This is a genomic window from Streptomyces sp. Z423-1, from assembly GCF_013009255.1.
Lineage (GTDB): Bacteria > Actinomycetota > Actinomycetes > Streptomycetales > Streptomycetaceae > Streptomyces > Streptomyces gossypiisoli.
Genome location: NZ_CP053109.1, coordinates 3354899 through 3375430, shown reverse-complemented (window position 1 = coordinate 3375430; position 20532 = coordinate 3354899). Strand labels below are relative to the sequence as shown.

The 20532-nt window shown below is 70.0% G+C and carries 15 protein-coding genes and 1 pseudogene; 8 read left to right on the top strand and 8 right to left on the bottom strand.

The annotated features are described in order from the left end of the window. The first annotated feature begins 283 nt into the window (after positions 1-283). From HJD23_RS15095 to HJD23_RS15085, 3 genes are read left to right on the top strand one after another with little or no spacing between them, the layout of a single operon-like run. On the top strand, positions 284-1795 hold the full coding sequence (locus HJD23_RS15095; protein ID WP_171114231.1) for a glycosyltransferase family 29 protein: 1512 nt from the start codon (positions 284-286) through the stop codon (positions 1793-1795). Next, complete coding sequence (locus tag HJD23_RS15090; protein ID WP_171114230.1) at positions 1792-4149, top strand: glycosyltransferase; 2358 nt, start codon at positions 1792-1794, stop codon at positions 4147-4149. The genes HJD23_RS15095 and HJD23_RS15090 overlap by 4 nt, the downstream gene beginning before the upstream one ends. A gap of 57 nt (positions 4150-4206) precedes the next feature. Then, positions 4207-5895, top strand: coding sequence for a hypothetical protein (locus HJD23_RS15085; protein ID WP_171114229.1), 1689 nt, complete (start codon positions 4207-4209; stop codon positions 5893-5895). A 79-nt stretch (positions 5896-5974) separates the two neighbouring features. Here HJD23_RS15085 and HJD23_RS15080 read toward each other — a convergent pair. From HJD23_RS15080 to HJD23_RS15050, 7 genes and pseudogenes are all read right to left on the bottom strand, one after another. After that, positions 5975-6838 (bottom strand): annotated as a pseudogene (locus HJD23_RS15080) (IS481 family transposase). Positions 6839-6945: 107 nt separating this feature from the next. Then, complete coding sequence (locus tag HJD23_RS15075; protein ID WP_171114228.1) at positions 6946-8226, bottom strand: NAD(P)/FAD-dependent oxidoreductase; 1281 nt, start codon at positions 8224-8226, stop codon at positions 6946-6948. Next, a complete protein-coding gene (locus tag HJD23_RS15070; protein ID WP_171114227.1) occupies positions 8223-8657 on the bottom strand; it encodes a GtrA family protein in 435 nt (144 codons plus the stop codon). Before HJD23_RS15070 ends, HJD23_RS15075 begins: the two co-directional genes overlap by 4 nt. Continuing rightward, positions 8647-9684, bottom strand: coding sequence for a glycosyltransferase family 2 protein (locus HJD23_RS15065; RefSeq protein WP_171114226.1), 1038 nt, complete (start codon positions 9682-9684; stop codon positions 8647-8649). Before HJD23_RS15065 ends, HJD23_RS15070 begins: the two co-directional genes overlap by 11 nt. Positions 9685-9810: 126 nt before the next feature. Continuing rightward, entirely contained in the window at positions 9811-10653 is an 843-nt protein-coding gene (locus HJD23_RS15060) for an FkbM family methyltransferase (protein ID WP_171114225.1), read from the bottom strand. Between the two features lie 218 nt (positions 10654-10871). Further along, positions 10872-12203 carry an alpha-2,8-polysialyltransferase family protein gene (locus HJD23_RS15055; RefSeq protein WP_171114224.1) on the bottom strand — a complete coding sequence of 444 codons (1332 nt, stop codon included), beginning with the start codon at positions 12201-12203 and terminating at the stop codon, positions 10872-10874. Beyond that, entirely contained in the window at positions 12203-13189 is a 987-nt protein-coding gene (locus tag HJD23_RS15050) for a glycosyltransferase family 2 protein (protein WP_171114223.1), read from the bottom strand. Before HJD23_RS15050 ends, HJD23_RS15055 begins: the two co-directional genes overlap by 1 nt. A 198-nt stretch (positions 13190-13387) precedes the next feature. Between HJD23_RS15050 and HJD23_RS15045 the strand changes: the two genes are divergently transcribed. From HJD23_RS15045 to HJD23_RS15030, 4 genes are read left to right on the top strand one after another with little or no spacing between them, the layout of a single operon-like run. Next, the gene (locus HJD23_RS15045; RefSeq protein ID WP_171114222.1) at positions 13388-14737 is read left to right on the top strand and encodes a DUF6716 putative glycosyltransferase; all 1350 of its coding nucleotides are present in this window, start codon (positions 13388-13390) and stop codon (positions 14735-14737) included. A 32-nt stretch (positions 14738-14769) separates the two neighbouring features. Beyond that, positions 14770-16032 carry an N-acylneuraminate cytidylyltransferase gene (locus HJD23_RS15040; RefSeq protein WP_171114221.1) on the top strand — a complete coding sequence of 421 codons (1263 nt, stop codon included), beginning with the start codon at positions 14770-14772 and terminating at the stop codon, positions 16030-16032. Between the two features lie 14 nt (positions 16033-16046). After that, on the top strand, positions 16047-16985 hold the full coding sequence (locus HJD23_RS15035) for an N-acetylneuraminate synthase family protein (protein WP_171114220.1): 939 nt from the start codon (positions 16047-16049) through the stop codon (positions 16983-16985). 58 nt (positions 16986-17043) lie between these two features. Then, the gene (locus tag HJD23_RS15030) at positions 17044-18108 is read left to right on the top strand and encodes a hypothetical protein (protein WP_171114219.1); all 1065 of its coding nucleotides are present in this window, start codon (positions 17044-17046) and stop codon (positions 18106-18108) included. Positions 18109-18219: 111 nt separating this feature from the next. Here HJD23_RS15030 and HJD23_RS15025 read toward each other — a convergent pair whose 3' ends face one another. Then, positions 18220-18879: a class I SAM-dependent methyltransferase gene (locus HJD23_RS15025; protein ID WP_232107983.1), complete on the bottom strand. Its 660-nt coding sequence runs from the start codon at positions 18877-18879 to the stop codon at positions 18220-18222. 275 nt (positions 18880-19154) lie between these two features. Between HJD23_RS15025 and HJD23_RS15020 the strand changes: the two genes are divergently transcribed. Next, the gene (locus HJD23_RS15020; protein WP_171118776.1) at positions 19155-20402 is read left to right on the top strand and encodes an amidohydrolase; all 1248 of its coding nucleotides are present in this window, start codon (positions 19155-19157) and stop codon (positions 20400-20402) included. The last annotated feature ends 130 nt before the right edge of the window (positions 20403-20532 follow it).

Here is a 20532-nt window from a genome sequence, read left to right as displayed (position 1 = left end):
GGATCACGGGTGGGGCAAAGGGTAGGCGTGCGACTGTCGAACGGAAGGTCTGCGAAGATGTCCTGCTGGGAAACTTCTGCCGAACCCCGAATGCCTCCTACGTGGAGGCAGGGTGCAAATGCCGTCCACCTGCGCGAACGGTGTGTCTGTAGGAGGAGACGATTTGCTCCCCAGTCCCACGCAGTTCACCGGATTGTCGTCTTGGTTTCTTAGTGTTCTCCAACCTTCCTCAACCTCTTGGCAAAGCCTTGCCATCTTTCGTCACACCCAGAGCAGGAGCACCATGACGAGGGTTCGCAGCAGATGGTCACGTCCCCGGACCGGGGACCTGGCATCCGCGCCCACCGACGCCGGCCCGCCGACTGCCGAAGTCACCCCGGCCGAGCTGGACGACTGCCTGCGCGCATGCGCCGTGCACAGCGGCAAGCTCGTGGGGAGCCTGCACTCCCGGCGCATCGGCCTCGCCGAGAAGCTGCGCGAGCTGCTCGCCGTCTGGGCCACCCAGACGCAGGCCGCCCCGGCCGTACCGACGGCGGGGGGACTGCTGCGGCGTGGCGCGAAGGCGGTCAGCGGCGGTGGCAGCATCACCAACGAGCTGCTCGACGCCCTCCTCGCCGTCGGAAACAAGGCCGTGGACTGCGGCTACGACGACGAGCTGAACCTCGCCCTGCTCATCAGCGACACCATCCTCACCCAGCGCAAGAACTCCCGCGCCGGCTGGCGGCTGCGCGGTCGGCTGCTGGAGGCCATGGGCCGTCCGGCGCACGCGGCCGAGGCCTTCGAGCGCTACCTGGACCTCACCAAGGACGACGGCTACGGCGTCCGCGCCCGGGTGACCGGCATTCGCACGGCCCTGGACCGGCGCGCCGAACTGCTCGCCCTGCTGGAGCGCTCCACTCCCGACGCCACCCGCTTCACCGGCGGCCCGGCGACCGATGTCTGGGCCGAGGGACTCGCCAAGCACGCCGCCGGTGACTGGGACGCCGCCCGGGCCCGCCTGGTCGGCGCGCTCATCGCCATGGACCGCGGGGAGGCTGCCGAGCAGGACTTCCAGGAGGCGCTCAGCCACTACCTGGACTTGTGCACCGGCGCCGCGGGCCGCCCCACGCCCGAGCTGACGGAGGCGATCGGCCTGTACGCCGAGTCCCGCCGCGTCCGGATGCGGGGCCCCTTGGCCGACCCCCTCTTCGGCGGTGTGCAGTGGCTCAGCCTCGGCGAGTTCCGCAACCGGATCGCCGGGAAGTCCATCTGCCTGATCGCCAACTCCGCCAGGGTGGGCGAGAGCTCCATGGGCGCCGAGATCGACTCGTACGACCTGGTGATGCGCTTCAACTCGTACCGGATCGATCCGGTGCACACGGGCAAGAAGACGGACATCCACGTCTCCATCCACAAGCACGCCTTCAACTGGGACAAGCCGGTAGACATCCGCCTGGTCACCGGCGGCAACTCGGCCGACTGGAAGTACTCGATGCGCAACAAGCTCGTCCCGGGCGCGCAGCAGTACGTCGGGGACGAGTCGCTGCGCTGGCCGGTGCGCAACATCGGCGGCTGGACCTCCGAGCAGTTCCCCGGCATCCCGACGTCCGGCTTCAACATGCTCTGGCTGCTCGACTTCCTCGACGTCAGCCCCACCATCGACCTGATCGGCTTCGACTTCTACGAGAGCGGCGCCTACCGCATCCCCGAGGCGATGAAGCTGCCGATCACGAACGTTCACGAATACAGCAGCGAGAAGGCATGGGTCATGGAACGGGCCCAGAGCGTCTCCGGCGTGAGGATTTCCCTGAGATGACCGCGACCCACATATCCGCCCCCGTCACCGCTGCCCGGCCAGCGGCACCCACCCCCGACGAGGGCTCCGCCCGCGCGCTCACCGGCAAGCGCCGGATCGCCTTCGCCAGTTTCGTCGACGAGAACTACCTGCCCGGCTTCCTCGTGCTGCTGCGCTCCCTCGCCCTGACGAACCCGGACGTGTGCGAGGACTTCATCGTCCTCCACGACGACCTGCGCCCGTCGTCCGTGGCCCGCATCCGCGCCCTGCACCCACGAGTGGTCTTCCGCCGGGTCGACGCCGACCACTACGACTCGTACAAGAAGGGCGACCAGGACAACTACCTGGTCCGCAAGGCGTACTTCATCCTCGACGTCTTCAAGATCCGCGACTACGACACCGTGATCACCCTGGACACCGACATGGTGGTCCTCGGCCCGATCAACGAACTGCTGTCGATGCGTAAGGGACTCGGCGCCGTCGCCCAGTTCTTCCACGGAGACAGCACCCGCATGCTCAACAGCGGTCTGCTCGTCATCCAGAAGGAGTTCCTGACCGACGAGTTCTGCGCCAAGCTGGACCAGGTCGGCCGCAGTGGGGCGTACGAGCTCGACAAGCACGACCAGGGCATCCTCAACGCCCTGCTCGACGGCGACTTCGTCGACCTCGACCCCAAGTACAACTTCGTCAAGCGGCGGCTGTCCGGCGACCTGCCGGTGCCCGACGACACCGCGATCCTGCACTTCACCGGCCGCCACAAGCCCTGGCAGGGCGGCGAGGCCGGTTACAGCCAGGCGCAGGAGCGCTGGCGCGAGTTCGACATCAGCGACGCCGAACTGCACGCCGCCTACGTTTCCCGCCCCGGCGCCCTCCACCACGACCTGCTCGTGCACTTCGGCACCCCGCACGTGGAGCGCACCGGCGACGTCGACACCGCCCGGAAGGTAGCCCTCGCGCACATCGGCGCCGGCGACTACCAGGCCGCCGTCGACATCCTGGAGCAGGTGCACATCCCGGTCGACGAGGCCTGGCCGCACGAGGTCTACGGGCACGCCCTGATGAGCGTCTCCCGCTACGAGGAGGCCCGCGCCCAGCTGCTCCTCGCGACTTCCGCGCCCAACCGCGCCGCTACCGCCTTCGCCCGCCTCGCCCAGATTGCCTGGGTGCACGGCGACGACGCCACCGCGCAGAAGTACGCGCTGCAGGGCCTCACCGTCGACCCCACGCACCGGGCCAGCCGCATCTGGCACCAGCGCGCCATCGGGGTTCCGGCCCAGCCGCAGGGCAGCCCCGACGACCAGCTCGCGCACGTCGCCTTCTACATGGACCGGCAGGGCAACGCCGGCGACAAGCTGCTCCCGGAGAGCGTCCGGCTCGCCTTCGACCCCGACACCACCTCCCGCCGCTGGCACTCGGTGCACGCCCACCGCCTGTTCGACGAGGCGGCCCTGGAGCGGGTCAACGCCCGGCGCGGCCTGGTCATCGGCGGCGGCGGCCTGTTCATCCCGGACACCATGCCCAACGGCAACAGCGCCTGGCAGTGGAACGTCCCGGACGAGCTGCTGGAGCGTATCGACGTCCCCATCGCGGTGTACGCCGTCGGCTTCAACGCCTTCGACGGGCAGTCCTACCGCGCCCAGCGGTTCCGGGAGTCGCTGCGCAAGCTGGTGGAGCGCTCCGCCTTCTTCGGGCTGCGCAACCACGGCTCGATCGAGAAGGTGCGCGCCATGCTCCCGGCGCACCTGCACGACAAGGTGCGCTTCCAGCCGTGCCCGACCACGGTCACCCGCCAGCTCGTGGCGAACTGGCAGGACCCGGTGACACGCGACGACACCATCCTCATCAACGCCGCCTACGACCGTGCGGGCCTGCGCTTCGGCCATGACTACGCCTACTTCCTGGCGCAGATGGCCAAGGCCGTCAAGGACCTCGGCACGCTCGGCGAGGTGCAGTGCGTGGCACACTCCCTCGACGACGAGAAACTCGCCTTCGACCTGCGCCGTGAGCACGGCGTGTCGATGCCGGTCATCCCGATGTACGACTTCGAGAACGACGACATCCGCGACCTGTACGCGCGCACCAAGCTGGTCATCGGCATGCGCGGCCACGCGGGCATGATCCCGTTCGGCTGTGGCACGCCCATCATCAGCCTGATCTCGCACCCGAAGATGGCGTACTTCCTGCGCGACATCGAGCGCCCCGAGTGGGGCGTCTCGGTCCACGACCGCGACCTCGCCGTGGTGCTCGTGGAGCGCTCCCGCGACCTGCTCGCCGACCACGCCAAGACGGTGGCCGACGTGCACGACCGGCAGCAGGAGCTGTGGAAGGTCACCCAGGCCAACGCGGCCGAGCTGCGCACCCTCCTGGGCGGCTGATCCATGACGGCCCTTGTCGTCGACGACGCTCCCGGGGCCACCCGGCCCCGGAAGCGCATGCGTCGCTCACCCCTGTGGTGGGCGGTGGTCGCCCTGCCTGCCGCCGCGGCCGTGGCGTACGCCGTCCTCACCCGCCGTCTCACCGGCGACCTGCACTACGTCCTCGGCGCCCTGCGCACCGGGGAGGCCGCGGGCTACTCACCGTCCGAGGTCTTCACCCACCGGCCGTTCTTCTACCGCTGGTTCGTCGCCGGCCTCGACGGGCTCACGTTCGGCGGCGTGATCACCCGCGAGACGATCATGGAGGCGGCGGGCGTCCTGCTGGCCGCCGCGGCCGCCTACGCACTCCACAGCGCGCTGCTGCGCCGGCTGACCGGCCGCGAGGCCGGCCTCACCGCGGGTGCCACCGGCCTCGCCCTGGCGCTCGCCCCGCGCACCGACTTCCTCCAGCCGGAGTGGGCGGCCGTGGTGCTGACGGTGTTCGGCATTGCCGCCGTGCTCGGCGTCGACCGCCCCTGGCCCGCGGCGCTGCTCGGCACGCTGCCGATGGGCCTCGCGGTGATGATGAAGTACTCCACCGCCGCCACGGCCGCCATCGGGCTGCTGCTGGTGTACGTCGTGGATCGCGGGCGGGCCGTACGGCTCGGTCTGCTCACGGCGGCCGGTTCGATCGCCCTGTTCGGGCTGAGCCTGCTCGCCGGGTCCCGCGAGTGGCAGTGGACCAAGGACATGCCGCAGATCAACCAGCAGGCGCTCAGCCGTACCGGCCTCGACCTCCCGGCCACCTTCCAGACTTCCGTGGACTGGCTTGCCGACCGGGCCCTGCTCTCCCCGGTGCTGCTCCTCCTGCCGGGAGCGCTGCTGCTGGTGCTGGCGCGGGTCCGGGGGCGGCGCCGGCTGGCCGAACTCCTCCTGGTCGCCGTGACGATCGGGCTCGGCGCACTGGCGGTCGTGGTCGTGCAGGGCAACTGGTTCTCGTACCACGGAGCCCAGCTGCCCGTCCTCGCCGCCGCGCTGTGGGGCCTCGCCGTGGGCGGCGCCCGCCGCTCACCGCCGTGGCTCTTCGGAGCCGTATCCCTCGTGTACGGCGTGCTGCCCGTGCTGTACACCGACAATCCGGCGGACCTGCAACGGCCCGCCACCCTCTGGGCGCTGGGCTTCGTCGCGCTGCTCGCGGCGGGTGTGGACGCGCTGGTCGAGGCGCGCCGGAAGCGGGCCGGCCGCAAGGGCCCGCGGGGCGTGTGGGCGGGCGCGTTGATCGCGCTGGCCGGGGTGGTGTGCCTGGCCGGGGCGATCTGGCCCGGCTCGCCGCACCGGGTGCTGGACGGCAAGGTGGTGGCGACCAGCGCGGAGTATCTGCGCGGGATGCGCAACAGCGAGGCTGTCGCCGAGCGGATGGACGCCGAGATGCCCAAGGATGCGCCGGTGCTCTACCTGGTGTTCGGCGACTCGGCGTACTACCTGGACCACCCGGCCCAGTGCCGCTACCCGATCGCCACGTTCCTCCAGCGCACCCGCTACATCGCGGACGTCGCCGAGCTGCCGTCGTACAAGGAGAACGCGGACTGCGTCGACCATGACACGGCGCCCTACGCGGTGCTGGACTGGCGCTGGTTCCGGCCCGGGAGCGTCGACCCGGCGCTCGAACGGCGGATCTTCGCGGTGTACGACTGCCCGCCCGCCCCGGCGGCCGGTGACAAGACGGTGCTGTGCACCCGCAGGAGCGGCGAGGGCCAGGCGGGCTGAGCCGCACACGCACGGGCGGCGCGGACCAGGCGAACTGATCCGCGCCGCTCCGGCGTCGCAGTGAGCTAGCTGTACTCGGTCATGACTTTGGTGACAGTCGGCTGATCGGTGGCTGGCCTCCGAGCGCAGTGTGTCGGCGGCCAGTGTTGTAGAAGTGCAGCCAGGGCGCGAGTGCGTCGGCGCGTTGAACTTCTGCTTCACACCCAGGCTTTGGCAGGCATCCTGGAATGCGCCGGATGTGCGGTAGTTCCTGGCGTTGTCGGTCATCACGCGCTCGATGCGGGCGATGCCGTGGCCGGCGAAGAACGCGGCCGGGCGGTTGAGGAAGGCCGCGCAGGTGGTGCCTTTCTCATCGGCCAGGATTTCGGCGCAGGCCAGGCGGGAGTGGTCGTCGACCGCGGCGTGCGCGTAGTCGTAGCCGATGCCCCGGCCCGGACGTCCTCGCTGCGGCCGTGGGCCCGCCAGCCACCGCCGTCGGGGATCTTCCCGAGCTTCTTGACGTCCACGTGGACCAGGCCGCTGGGCTGGTTGCACTCGTAGCGTGCGGTGCTGGTGCGCACCGCGCGGATCACCTGCCCGGTCAGCGGATCGCAGGCCGCCAGGGGCGGAATGTGGTGGCGGCGCAGGATCCGGCTCACCGTTCGGGCAGGGACCTGGGTGGCCTCAGCGATCTGCTCGGGTCCCCGGCGCAGGCATCGGCGGGCTTCAAGGACGCGTTCCTCAAGCTCGGGCGGCGTCCGTCTGGGACAGGTGCGGGGCGGCTGGAGCGGTCGTGCAGCCCCGGCCGGCCCTGGGCCCGGTAGCGGTTGACCCAGCGATGAGCACATTGCCGGGAGACTCCCAGCTCCTTGACGACATGCGCGACCGGACGCCGGTCGAAGACGACGCGACGCACCAGCAGGCATCTGCCGTGAAAGGTCAGCCGGGCATTAGCGTGGGCCACCAGGACCTCCGAGGTGAGTGAAGACGGCAATCTCCACTACGCCCGGAGGTCCCTCCATGATCAATAACCGGAGGCAGGCGTGTCGCCAACCTCCCGGCCGAGTACACCTAGCGCAGGCCCAGAGAGGCGGTGACCTTACGGGCCAGGGCCACCGAGTAGCTCTGGCCCCGGTCCTGCGGGTAGATCTGCGCCATCGTGACCAGCTTGACCCGGCTCATCGGCGTGTCGTGGCCGGGGATCAGCGACCGGTACTCCGGGGTCACCACCGGCTGGGCGAACCCGGCCTTCGAGAAGTGCCAGTTCTGGATCCAGGACTCCTCGAAGGCCGGGTTGATCCGCTTCAGATACGGCACGAACGCCTTCAGCAGCTCCGCCGGTTCGGTGGTGAAGCGCCAGTCCTCGCGCTCGACGTAATTGCCCACGTAGAGGATGTGCCGGCCGCCGTAGACGGCCGGGTCGATCATCCGGGTGTGCTCGACCACCGCGAGGAAGGGGAAGTCCGGCTCGTTGATGTTGAGCCAGTAGTACGGGATGACGCTGCGGTCCAGCTCCAGCACGAAGCAGGTGGCGCCCAGGTACTGGTTCTTCCACACCGTGTCGTTCGCGGGCAGCCCGGCCGCCTTGGCGAAAGCGGGCTGCGGGGTGGTGACGATCAGCTGGTCGAACTCGTAGCGCGAGCCGTCCGCGCAATCCACCACGGCGGGCGCGGCGTCCCCGTCCTGCCGGATGGTCCGCACTGCTTTGCCGAACTCGACCTTGCCGCCGCGCTCCTCGATCCCGTCGCGCAGCGCGGCGTACACCCGCTCGAACCCGCCGTCCACATAGCCGAGTTCGAATGTACGGCAGTGGATCCGGGCCCACAGCCACGCCATCGACACCTGCTCGGCGCGGTCGCCGAACTTGCCGCGCAGCAGCGGCTCCCAGATCGCCGCGGTGGCCTTCTTGCCGGCCCACTTGCGCAGCCAGGCCAGCGCGGTCAGGTCGTTGTACCGCTCGCCGCTGCGCACGGCCTTCAGCACCGCCGACGACCCGGCGAACCGCACCGCGTCGACCGGCGAGAACTCCGGGAAACGCAGCATGTCCACCGGCGAGGTGAAGTCGATCAGCTTTCCACCCCGGTAGATGCCGGTCGTCGGCTTGTGGAAGCGCAGCGCCTCACCGAGCCCCAGCTCCTCGATCAGAGCGATCATCGCCTTGTCGCTGCGGAAGATGTGGTGGTAATAGCGCTCCAGCGGAACGCCGTCCGGCTCCCCGCCGATGGCCAACGACGCGGCAAGACCGCCGAGTTCACCGGCTGCCTCCAGGATGGTGACCTGGTGGCCGGCGCGTACGGCGTCCCAGCCGGCCGTCAGGCCGGTGGCACCCGCGCCGATGATGCCGAGGTTCATGCGAAGCTCCACTTTCTGTTGAGCACGAACTGCAGCGCCAGGACCAGCGGCAGTGAGCCCGCCTTGACCAGGTTGGGGTCGATTCCCAGCGCGTCGGTGAAGACGACGAACAGCAGGTACGTCAGGGCGATCCCGGTCAGTCCCACGGCGTAGAAGCGCAGGAAGCGCACCACGATCCGGTCGCGCCGCTCGAAGGTGAACAGCGAGTTGAGGACGAAGTTGTTGGTGATGCCGAGGGTGGTGCTGATGACGTTGGCGACCTGCTCGTGCATCCCGGCCACGTTGTGCAGCAGCAGGAACGCCACGAGGTCGAGGGCGACGCCACTGCCGCCGATCAGCGTGTAGCGGAACAACTGGCGCAGGGTGCGCGCTCGGTCGCTTTTCGTCCGTACCTCGGGGACCGCTGCCTCCGTCGTGGTGTCAGACGCCACCTTGCTGGTCCCTCCGGCCACCGATGACCTCACGCACCAGATACAGCGGACGCCCCTGTGCCTCGCTGTAGATGCGCCCTATGTAGGTGCCGAGCACGCCCAGGGACAGCATCTGGGTGCCGCCGAGGAACAGCACCACGACCATCAGCATCGTCCAGCCGGAGACCGTGATGTCGGGCCGGAAGATCTTCATCCCCAGCGCGTAGAGGATGCCGAGCAGCGACAGCACCAGCACGACGAAGCCGAGCCGGGTGATCATCCGCAGCGGCACCGTGGAGAAGCTGGTCACGCCGTCGATGGCGAGCTTGGCCATCTTCTTCAGCGGGTACTTGGTCTCGCCCGCGAACCTCTCGTCGCGGTCGAACTTCACCTCGGTCTGCCTGAAGCCCATCGAGGCGACGATGCCGCGCACGAACCGGCTGCGCTCGCGGTACTTGCGCAGCTCGTCGGCGACGCGCCGGTCGATCAGCCGGAAGTCACCGGTGTCCAGCGGGATGTCGACCTCGGCGCAGGCGCGCAGGACGCGGTAGTACAGCGACGCGGTGGCCCGTTTGAAGGCGCTGTCCTGCCGGGTACGACGCCTGGCGTGCACGATTTCCGCGCCCTCCCGCCAGGCGTCGACCAGTTCCAGGCTGACCCTGGGCGGGTCCTGGAGGTCGGTGTCCATGACGATCACGGCGTCGCCCTGGGCGATGTCGAGACCGGCGGTGATGGCGATCTGGTGCCCGAAGTTGCGGGCGAAGTCGACCACCCGGACCCGCTCGTCGTTCTTCGCGAGGTCCTTGAGGATGCCGAGCGAGCCGTCGGCGGAGCCGTCGTTGACGTACACCAGCTCGAAGTCGAGTTCGGGGCGCTCGGCGAGGGCCGCGGTCAGTTCGGCATGGAAGGCGGCGATGCCATCCTGCTCGTTGTAGACCGGCAGCACGTACGAGATCAGGGGGCGCCCACTGGGCTGCTCGGGCTCGGCCGGCGTGAGCGGGGCCGGAGCCACGACCTGGGCGGGCGGACGTATGTCCTGCTGGGTCATCTCGATCCGCCCGCTTGCGCCAATGCTGTGAAGTGAAAAGGGGGTTGAACCATTGGGGGAAGCTATGGAACGTGTGTGAACATATGACTAACGAGTCGCGACAAGAAGTCGTCTTCCCTGTTTCACTTAATCGCGCGGCGTGAACAGCAGATTCCGTGTTCCGCTCGGCCGCCGCCGGTCCGAGGGAATGAGCGTGTCCTCCTTCTCGGCCACCCAGTGGGCGTCGTAGCCGAGCGGTCCGAACTCGGCGAGGAGCGGGTCCAGCGGGGCGCCCAGCAGTGCCTCCAGCATCACAGTCGGCCGGTCCCGCTTCAGCACTCGACGGGCGCCCTTCAGCACCGACATCTCATGACCTTCGACGTCGATCTTGATCAGGTCGAGCCTGGTGCCGGTGAACACCTCGTCCAGCGTGAGCAGTTGGACCCGCTTCAGCTCGGCGTCCCCGGCCGCGTGCTCCAGGGAGGAGCCCGTCGACAGCAGGTTCCCGGAGAAGCGGATGCCGATGTCGGCCCAGCCCGGCTCGCTGGAGAGGCCCGCCTGGTAGCGGCGGATGTTCTGCACGTTGTTCAGCCGGATGTTCACCGCCAGCCTCGCGTGCACATGGTCCACCGGCTCGAACGCGTGCACTTTCGCTTTCGGGTTGGCGAGTGCCGCGATCATCGAGAAGTACCCGACGTGCGCGCCGACGTCGGCTATCGTCGCGCTCTTCGCGGCCAGCCGTGACCAGGTGGCCATGCTGCCGGGTTCATACCTGAATCTCCCGTTCCACAAGGTGTCCAGGGCGACCGCGTCGTCGTTCACGCATAACATGACGAACGGCGGGCAGTGCGGGGAGTCGATCTCGGCGAGGCCCCGGTACGGGTGCTTCTTGCGGTGGGTGCGGATGATGTCGCTCGTGGAGACCGGCCGGACGGACGTCGCGTGGGCCAGCATCCGGGCGTTGGCGGTTTCGACCTGGGAGATACGCATGGCCGCGATCGTAGGGCCGTGATCGTCGTCTCTTGAAGGACTCGGACGTATTCCGTGCAGAATTGCCCATAACCACTGGTCAGAGCGCGGCGGCCCCCGAGATCAAAAATCAGGGAAGCCGCCACACCGGGGAATGAGACCCCTTGGCGAAGGGCGAACGAAGCGCGATTCTCTTTTCTGTTTCCGCGACTTTCGCGCCCTGTTCACCATCTCTTTACTTACCGCTTCACGGCCTTCTTCAGCGCCCGCGCCCGCCGCACCACCCGCCGTGCCGTGGAGTTGCGCGGCAGGAACGACAGCCGTGCCGGGATGCCGCCCGGCAGGCCCAGCGAGGTGAGCCGGCGCTTCCTGAAGTAGCGCTGGGTGCGCGGGTCGAAGTGCTGGGCGAGGAACCGTTCCGCGGCCGGGCGCAGGCTCGGGTAGATCTGCGGCTGCATGGTGAACCCGAGCGCGTTGATCAGACCGTTCAGCAGCTCGCCCGGCAGGGTGTCGGCGCCCTTCGTCTCCTCCAGGTCCGGCAGCAGCGCGTCGGCCAGCGCGACCGGCACGCGGTTGCTGTTCTGATACGGCGTCAGCCGGTCCAGCAGCTGCTCGGTGCCGATCCGGGCGACCGGCAGGTCGTAGAACGCGGACGCGGTGAACAGCGCGGTCGAGAAACAGCCGACGACCAGCGCGGGCCGCGCCTGGGCGAACAGCACCTCGGCCAGGACGGGGGTGTCCAGCACGGTGAGCTCGACGCCCAGCTTCTCCGCCTCGGCCTCCAGGGCGCGGCTGTAGCGGGCCGGCGCGGTGGGGTGCGGCTTGAACACGATGGCGCGGTGCCCGCGCTGCACGGCCCCGCGCATCATCCGCACATGCAGGTTCTCCTCCTCGGCGGGGGAGAGGATGTTCAGCGCGGACAGGTACTGGCCGAGCAGCAGGGCGGCGTTGTCCGGGAGGTCGGGCAGTTCCCCGGCGGCGCCGGTGAGCCCGCTCATGACCTTGAGGAACGCGTCCGACGGCACCACCTGCGCCGGCACGCCGAACTCGGTCAGCAGCAGCGGGGTGAGACCGGGCACGAGGTCCAGGTGGAGCAGGCGCCGGACCCGGGTGCCGACCAGCGGGTCGAGCTTGTTGCGGGTGGGGCCGTAGCTCATCAGGCCGTCGGCGTAGACGTGCACCGGGGCGCCGGTGAAGATCTGGGCCAGGCCGAGCGCCGGGTTGACCTGGATGGACTCCAGGACCAGCTCGACCCGGTCGTCGCCCAGCCCCCACAGCAGCCGCAGATAGCGCTCGAACAGCGGCAGGTCGTCGGGGCGCGGCGCCCAGGCACCGGGGTGGAAGGGGCGGATCGCCTCGTTGAAGGACAGTACGTCGTCGAAGTGGTCGCGCAGCGTGCCGAAGCCCGGCATCTCGTCGACGGCCGGAGTGGTCTCCGGCGTTGCCGAGTTGTTGAACACCAGCAGTACCCGGCGGTCCGGCGCCTCGAAGCAGTCGGAGTCGATCGCGGCGGCGAGCGTGGCGGCGCCGTACAGCGTGGAGACGCAGAAGATCTGGGTGGTACGGGACATCAGGCAGCCGCCTTCGCTGTGGTGATCCGGCGCCGCAGCCGCCGCAGCTTGGAGGCGCGCCGCAGGTCCATGGTGTCGAGTACGTCGCCGAGGGCGTCCTGCGGCATGCGCTTTATGGCCGCCGCGCTCATGATCCGCAGTTGCTTGGCCACGGACGGTTCGAACTTGTCGATCTCCGACAGATGGTGGGCGATGATCGCGCAGTAGGTGCGCACGGCCTTGGGCAGCAGCCGGTCGGCGTCGCGGTCCGCCGCCGTCTCCTCGATCACCTGGTCGAAGGCGCGGATGAAGTCGAGCTGACGGACGTCACCGATCTGCGTGAGGGAGCCGGTGACCCCGCGCCGGTAGAACACGCCGAGCAGGCTGACCACGGCGAAGGACTCCGTCTCGCGGTGCAGCTTCCAGATCCACGGCCGGTCCTCGGCCGTGCGCAGCCCGTCGGTGAAGTGCAGCACGCCCTTGTCCAGCAGCCGGCGGTGGAAGGCGCCGGCCCAGGCGTAGGCGTAGTCCACGGAGGTCGTGCGGTCGGCGGGCAGGATGTGGTCGCGCGGGTTCATCACCTCGTCGCGGAGCCCGACGGGCGCGCGGTGCACGGTGCGGGCGCGGTGGGTGGCCTGGACGTGGTCGGTGCGGACGAAGTCGCAGCCCAGCTCCTCGATGGCCGCGACCAGCTCGCTGTAGTAGCCGGGGGCGAGCCAGTCGTCACCGTCCAGGAAGGTGATGTACTCGCCGGTCGCGACGTCGAGGCCGGTGTTGCGTGCGGTGGCCAGCCCCCCGTTTTCCTCTCTGCGGATATAGCGCACCTGAGCGACCGCGGAGAGTTCTTCGGCCGCGCGTTCGAGGATCGCGGGCGTTTCGTCCTTCGATTTGTCGTCGACCAGGATGAACTCGAAGTCCGGCCTGGCATTCGCGCGAAGGCTTCTCAGGTTGTCCGGGGCGTATTGCTGCACGTTGTAGAACGGCACGATCACGGAAAGCTTGGGCACCTGCGAAACCCTAGGAGGCGGCCCTGCTGCGGACTTTTCCGCTGAGGGTACTGTGGGTGAACTCGATGTGTCGGAACGGTGCATGCCGTGTACTTCCTGGGCTTCGGCGAGCCAGTTCGGCTCTCAGTGGGGTGCTGTTAACTTTTCGTTGACACGAGGTTAGCCAGCAACTAGGAATTGCTTCCTAGCGTCTGGGGTGTGCCACCAAGTACAACGAAGCCCACGCGGATCGCAGTACTCGCCGACTCGGACACCCGCTGGAAATGGGGTGCGCTGACGGCGAGCCGTATCGCTCCGGGCCCGTCCATGGAAGCCGGACCGCAAGGCGAGGCGCAAGTTGCCCCTGCCCTGGACGGATTTCTGCTGCGCGGCCGGGCCACCCCCACGCCACGCCAGCTGGCCGAAGTGGGCGTCCGCGCCGACTCCCTCAAGGAAGTCACGGCCGTCGAATTTCTGCGCACCATGGCGCAGGAGTCGTACGACGTACTGGTCCTGTCCCTGGTCGGCGGCGGTGTGCAGGCGATGCTGCACGGCCTGAAGCGCGTCTGGGAGGACCGCGAGCAGCGGCCCGTCGTCGTCACCGGCTATGTCGGCGTCGTCTACGAGAAGCTCGCCGACGGTCTGCTGCTGCGGCACGGCGCGGACCTCGTCCTCGCCAACTCCCGCCAGGACGCCGAGCGTTTCCGCGCGGTGTACGACGGGGTCGGCGCCGACTCCACCGCGGTCACCGAGGTGGCACTGCCCTTCCTGGGCGGCGCGAAGTACGCCGGCGAGCACGACCCCTACACGGTGGTGTTCGCGGCGCAGCCGTCGGTCCCCGAGAACCGCAAGGACCGTACGTACCTGCTGAACCGCCTCATCCAGCACGCGCGGCTGCACCCCGAACGCGAGGTGCTGCTCAAGCTGCGCTCCAGGCCGGGCGAGCACACCACCCACATCGAGGAACTGCCGTACCAGAAGCTGGCGCAGAGGTTCGGCGAGCTGCCCCCCAACTTCCAGCTGGTCTACGGCAACATGGGCGAGGTCCTGGACCGCACGGACCTGCTCGTCACGGTCAGCTCGACGGCCGCGCTGGAGTCGCTGCACCGCCGGATCCCCACCGTCGTGCTCACCGACCTCGGCGTGCGTGAGGTACTCGGCAACCACCACTTCGTCGGCTCCGGCTGCCTGGCCTCCTGGGACCAGCTCGACGCCGGGCACCGGCCCACGCCGGACGCCGACTGGGTGGCCCGGCAGGGCGTCGCCGCCGACGGCTCGTACGAGACCGCCTTCGACGCGGCCCGGGAACGGATCGCCAAGCTGCTCGCGCAGCCCGGCGGACTGCCGCCCCTGACGCCGTACTACACACCGGCGACCGCCCCCGGCTATCTGCCCGGCATCCTCGCCCGGCACCACCTCGGCCCCGACGGCACCCCGCTGCCCGGCGCCCCCGCGCACGACAAGGAGCCCGGCCCGGTGCGGCAGATAGTGCGCCGCGCCGCACGCGGCGCCTACCGGCACGGCGTCCAGCGGGTCGCGCCCGTCATCCGGCGGATGGGGGAGCTGTGAGCCGCACCAACCCTGCTCAAGGAGTAGTTCCCATGTCCAACCCGGAAGCGGGCCGAGGCGCGACGGTGCGCCGGGTGCTCGCGGTGATCCCCGCGCGTGGCGGCTCCAAGGGCGTGCCCGCGAAGAACCTCGCCCCGGTCGGCGGCGTACCGCTGGTGGCGCGCGCGGTGCGTGAGTGCATGGCCAGCCGCCTCGTGACCGACGTCGTCGTCTCCACCGACGACCAGGCCATCGCCGCCGCCGCCCGCTCGGCCGGCGCCGAGGTCGTGCTGCGCCCCGCCGCCATCGCCGGTGACACCGCCACCTCCGAGGCCGCCGTCCTGCACGCCATGGACGCCCACGAGGCGCTGCACGGCTCCCCGGTCGACGTGGTGGTGTTCGTGCAGTGCACCAGCCCCTTCCTGATCCGCGAGGACATCGACGGGGTCGCGGCGGCCGTCGTGGAGAACGGCGCGGACACCGCGGTGACCGTCGCGCCGTTCCACGGCTTCATCTGGCGCAACGCCGACGACGAGGCGACGGAGGACGCCGGCGCCCCGGCCACCGGCGGCTACGGCGTCAACCACGACAAGTCCTTCCGCCCCCGCCGCCAGGACCGCCCCCAGGACTTCCTGGAGACCGGCGCCGCCTACGCGATGGACGCGGCAGGCTTCCGCGCGCACCAGCACCGCTTCTTCGGCCGCACCGAACTGGTGCGCACCGACCCCGCGCGCGTGCTGGAGATCGACGACCCGCACGACCTCGCCCGCGCCCGCGCCCTGGCCCCGCTGTTCGACGCGGACCGCCCCGGCGCCCTTCCGACCGCCGCCGACATCGACGCGGTCGTACTCGACTTCGACGGCACCCAGACCGATGACCGGGTGCTGATCGATGCCGATGGACGGGAGTTCGTCTCCGTGCACCGCGGGGACGGCCTCGGCATCGCGGCCCTGCGGCGCAGCGGCCTGAAGATGCTGATCCTGTCCACGGAGCAGAACCCGGTCGTCGCCGCCCGGGCCCGGAAGCTGAAGATCCCGGTGCTGCACGGCGTCGACCGCAAAGACCTCGCGCTGAAGCAGTGGTGCGAGGAGCAGGGCATCGCGCCGGAGCGCGTGCTCTACGTCGGCAACGACGTCAACGACCTGCCGTGCTTCGCCCTCGTCGGCTGGCCCGTCGCGGTCGCGAGCGCCCACGACGTCGTACGCGGCGCCGCACGCGCGGTCACCACCGTCCCTGGTGGTGTCGGCGCGATCCGAGAGATCGCCGGCTGGATCCTCGGACCCTCTCTCGACTCTCTCGACCCCTCCACGAAGTAAGGAACGTTCCTGCCATGAGCACCAACACCCGCCTCCGTACCTTCGGTTCCCGCGAGGTCGGCCCCGGCAAGCCCGTCTACATCTGCGGCGAGATCGGTATCAACCACAACGGCGAGCTGGAGAACGCGTTCAAGCTCATCGACGTGGCCGCCGAGGCGGGCTGCGACGCGGTCAAGTTCCAGAAGCGCACCCCGGAGATCTGCACCCCGCGCGACCAGTGGGACATCGAGCGCGACACCCCCTGGGGCCGGATGACCTACATCGACTACCGCCACCGCGTGGAGTTCGGTGAGGACGAGTACCGCCAGATCGACGAGTACTGCAAGTCCAAGAACATCGACTGGTTCGCCTCCCCGTGGGACACCGAGGCCGTCGCCTTCCTGGAGAAGTTCGACGTCCCCGCCCACAAGGTCGCCTCCGCGTCCCTCACCGACGACGAGCTGCTGAAGGCGCTGCGCGCCACCGGCCGTTCGGTCATCCTGTCCACCGGCATGTCGACGCCGAAGCAGATCCGCCACGCCGTCGAGGTCCTGGGCAGCGACAACATCCTGCTCTGCCACGCCACCTCGACCTACCCGGCGAAGGCCGAGGAACTCAACCTCCGCGTGATCAACACGCTGGAGAAGGAGTACCCGAACGTCCCGATCGGCTACTCCGGCCACGAGACCGGCCTGCAGACCACGCTGGCCGCCGTCGCCCTCGGCGCCACCTTCGTCGAGCGTCACATCACCCTCGACCGCGCCATGTGGGGCTCCGACCAGGCCGCCTCCGTCGAGCCGCAGGGCCTCACGCGCCTGGTGCGCGACATCCGCACCATCGAGGCCTCCCTCGGTGACGGTGTCAAGAAGGTCTACGAGTCCGAGCTGGGCCCGATGAAGAAGCTGCGCCGTGTCACGGGCGTCGTCGCCGAGGCGGAGATCGCCGCCGCGGCCGGCGAGCCGGTCCAGGTCTGACGCCCACGTCAGCCCCTGCAACCCCCACAACGCCCTACGACGGGACGGTCGTACGCCGATGAGCCCCCGCGCCGGGAATGCCGGCTCCCATACTCTCGCCTTCGTCGAGAGTCCGGTACAGCTGCTGAACGTGCTGGAGTGGGCGCATGTCCACGCACCCGGCGCGGGGCTCACCCTCGTGGTCCTCTCGCCCGTCGATCCGATGACCCGCGGCCAGCTGCGGCGGATGGCGGAACTGGCACGCGAGGAGGGCTACGAGGTCCGCTGGGAGGAGGCGCGCGGCGGCGCGTCGGCACCCTTCCAGACGATCGGCGGGCTCATGGGGGTACTGCGCCGTGCGGAACGGATCGTGATGGGCGATCCGTTCTCGCGGTACGTACAGCTGCTGCTGACCATCACGCGGGTGCGTGACCTGGTGGTCGTGGACGACGGGACGGCGACGATGGAGTTCGTCACCCAGCTCGCCCGCGGCGAACGCCTGGTCCGCTGGCACCGGCGGGGCGCCCGTCCCGGCCCGCGCGATCTGCTCTTCGCCCCGGTGTCGTCCTCCGCCCGGCGCCGCCTGACGCCGGGCGGGCGCCGCCGGGTCGAGGTGTTCTCCTCCATGCCGATCGACGAGACGCCGGGCGGTGTCACGGTCACCGCGAACGACTTCGCCTGGACCCGCGCCCGCTTCGGCCCGCCGCGCATCACCAAGGGCGCGGACATGGTCGGTACGTCGCTGGTGGAGACCGGCGTGGTGGACGGCGACCGCTATCTGGAGGCGGTGCGCTCCCTCGCCAAGACGCACGGCGCCCGCCGCTACTTCGCCCACCGCCGCGAGAGCGCCGAGAAACTCCACCGGCTGGCGGTCGAGGCGGGCCTGGAGGTGGTCCGCCCCGACCTCCCCCTGGAGCTGATCGCCCGCCGCGGCCCGGTGGGCCGCACGATCCTCAGCTTCCCGTCCACCGTCGTCCACACCCTCCCGCTGGCCCTGGCCGGCACGGACGTCCGCGTGGCCGTCTGCGACATCGACCCCGACTGGCTCACCCGGACGGCCTCACCCCGCGCCCAGGGATTCCTGGACGGGGTGACCGGGACGGCACGGGATGTGCATCGGCTGTCGGCGGTGCAGTCGGTCTAGGTACACCCGGCTGGGCGGTCCAGGTGCACCCGGCTAGGGCGCGGGCTCGCGGAGGACCAAGCAAGGACGCGGGTTTGCGGACCAAGCCAGGACGCCGGTTTGCGGACCAAGCTAGGACGCGGGCTTGCGGACCAGCACGAAGGCCTTGGGGAGTTTCTCGTCCTCCCCCGGTTCGCGCACGACGCGGGCGTACGGGGCGAGGCCGGCCTTGACCAGCAGATCCGCCACCTTTTCGGGCGTACGCCAGTAATAGTCGAGGGCGATCTCGTGCCCGAAGCGCTCCGTCAGGTGCATGCGCTCCTCCGTGTCGGCGGTCTGGAAGGCCAGCAGAACGGGAGCACCCGGCCGCAGGACGCGATGGAACTCGGCGAACGTGGTCGGCAGGTGGTCGTCGGGCACGTGGATGATCGAGAAGAGGGCTGCGATGCCGCCCAGCGCAGCGTCCGGCAGGTCCAGACGGGTCATCGTGCCCACGTGGAAGCGGAGCCCGGGGTGCGCCCGGCGGGCCAGAGCCACCATCCGGGGTGACAGGTCCACGCCGAACACCGGAACGCCGAGGTCGTGCAGCAGCGCGGTGACGTGCCCGGGCCCGGAGCCGAGGTCGGCCACCGGGGCGGGGGAGTGGGCGCGGGTCAGCTCCGCGAAGGCGCTGACCAGGGCCCGGTCGAGCGGGACGCCGCCCATCGCGTCCGGGAAGCGGGACGCGTAGTCGGCGGCGATGGTGTCGTACGAGGTACGGGTGGTCGCTAAGAAGGCCGTGTCCAGATCCAGATCACTCACGGTCGCGCACGCTACCGGGCGAGCGCCCGCCGTGGGCGTCCGTCAGGTGAACGGACGCGCGCGGGTGGGGCCCGGCGTGGTATGCGTGGAGAAGACGGTGGTACCCATGATCCGCCCGACCCGAGGAAAACGGGCGAGTTTACCCACCCCAACCGACACCTATGCGTCCGGCGGCCAGGTTTTCTTCCCCTAACGGGTTGAACTTTTGTTGATCTCGGGGCAGTTGACCGTCCGGGCGTCCTACCCTTCAGAGGGTGAAGCAACTGATGTCACTGGAGTCCGACGCCGATCTCCTGAAAGCGGCCGGAGCGGCGGGAGCCGTACTTCCCGGCACGCTCCCCGAGCCACTGCGTGCCGAACTCGTCGCGTTCCGTCGCGACTTGCACATGCACCCGGAGCTCGGCAACCAGGAGTTCCGCACGACCGCCGCGATCAAGGCCCGGCTGGAGAAGGCCGGCCTCCGGCCGCGCGTCCTCGCCTCGGGCACCGGGCTCGTCTGTGACATCGGCGTCGACGGCGACCAGTGGCGCGACGGGCCCGAGATGCTCGCCATGCGGGCCGACATCGACGCCCTGCCCATCCCGGACGCCAAGATCGAGTGCCCGTACCGTTCGACCGTCCCCGACCGGGCGCACGCCTGCGGCCACGACGTCCATACGGCCGTGGTGCTGGGCGCCGGGCTGATCCTCGCCGACCTGCACCAGCGGGGTCTGCTGCCGCAGCCCGTACGGCTGGTCTTCCAGCCCGCCGAGGAGGTGCTGCCCGGCGGCGCCGCCGACGCCATCGACTTCGGCGTGCTCGACGGGGTGAAGCGGATCATCGCCGTGCACTGCGACCCCCGGGTGGACGCCGGGATGATCGGCCTGCGCGAGGGCCCGATCACCTCCGCCTGCGACCGCCTGGAGATCGCCCTGGACGGCCCCGGCGGCCACACCGCCCGCCCTCACCTGACCACCGACCTCGTGACCGCCGTCGCCCGCGTGGTCACCGACGTGCCCGCGCTGGTCGCCCGGCGCGTCGACACCCGCAGCGGCCTCGCGGTGACCTGGGGACGCATCGAGTCGGGCCACGCCCCGAACGTCATCCCGCAGCACGCCGAGCTTTCCGGGACCGTGCGCTGCCTCGACATGGACGCGTGGCGGGAGGCCCCCGACATCGTCCACGCGGCGATCGACGAGGTGGCGAACCTGCACCGCGCCAAGTCGGAGATCAACTACGTCCGCGGGGTCCCTCCCGTCGTCAACGAGCCCGGCGTCACCCAGCTCCTCGCCGACGCCATGACCGCCCGCCGCGGCCCCGAGTCCGTCGAGAACACCGACCAGAGCCTCGGCGGCGAGGACTTCTCCTGGTACCTCGAACAGGTCCCCGGCGCCATGGCCCGCCTCGGCGTCCGCCCACCGGGCGAGCGCACGGTCCGCGACCTGCACCAGGGCGACTTCGACGTGGACGAGTCCGCGATCGCGGTCGGCGTGGAACTGTTCACGGCCGCGGCCCTCCTCGACGCAGGCCGGTAGCCACCCCCGGGGGCCTCTTCGGTAAGGGACCCGTCCGGTTGCGCCGCCTGTTCAGCAGGGGCAGCCTGGTGCGCGTAGCGGGCGGACTCTGCCCTGAAGCGCGCCGGGATCGCCCCAGGTGCACACCATT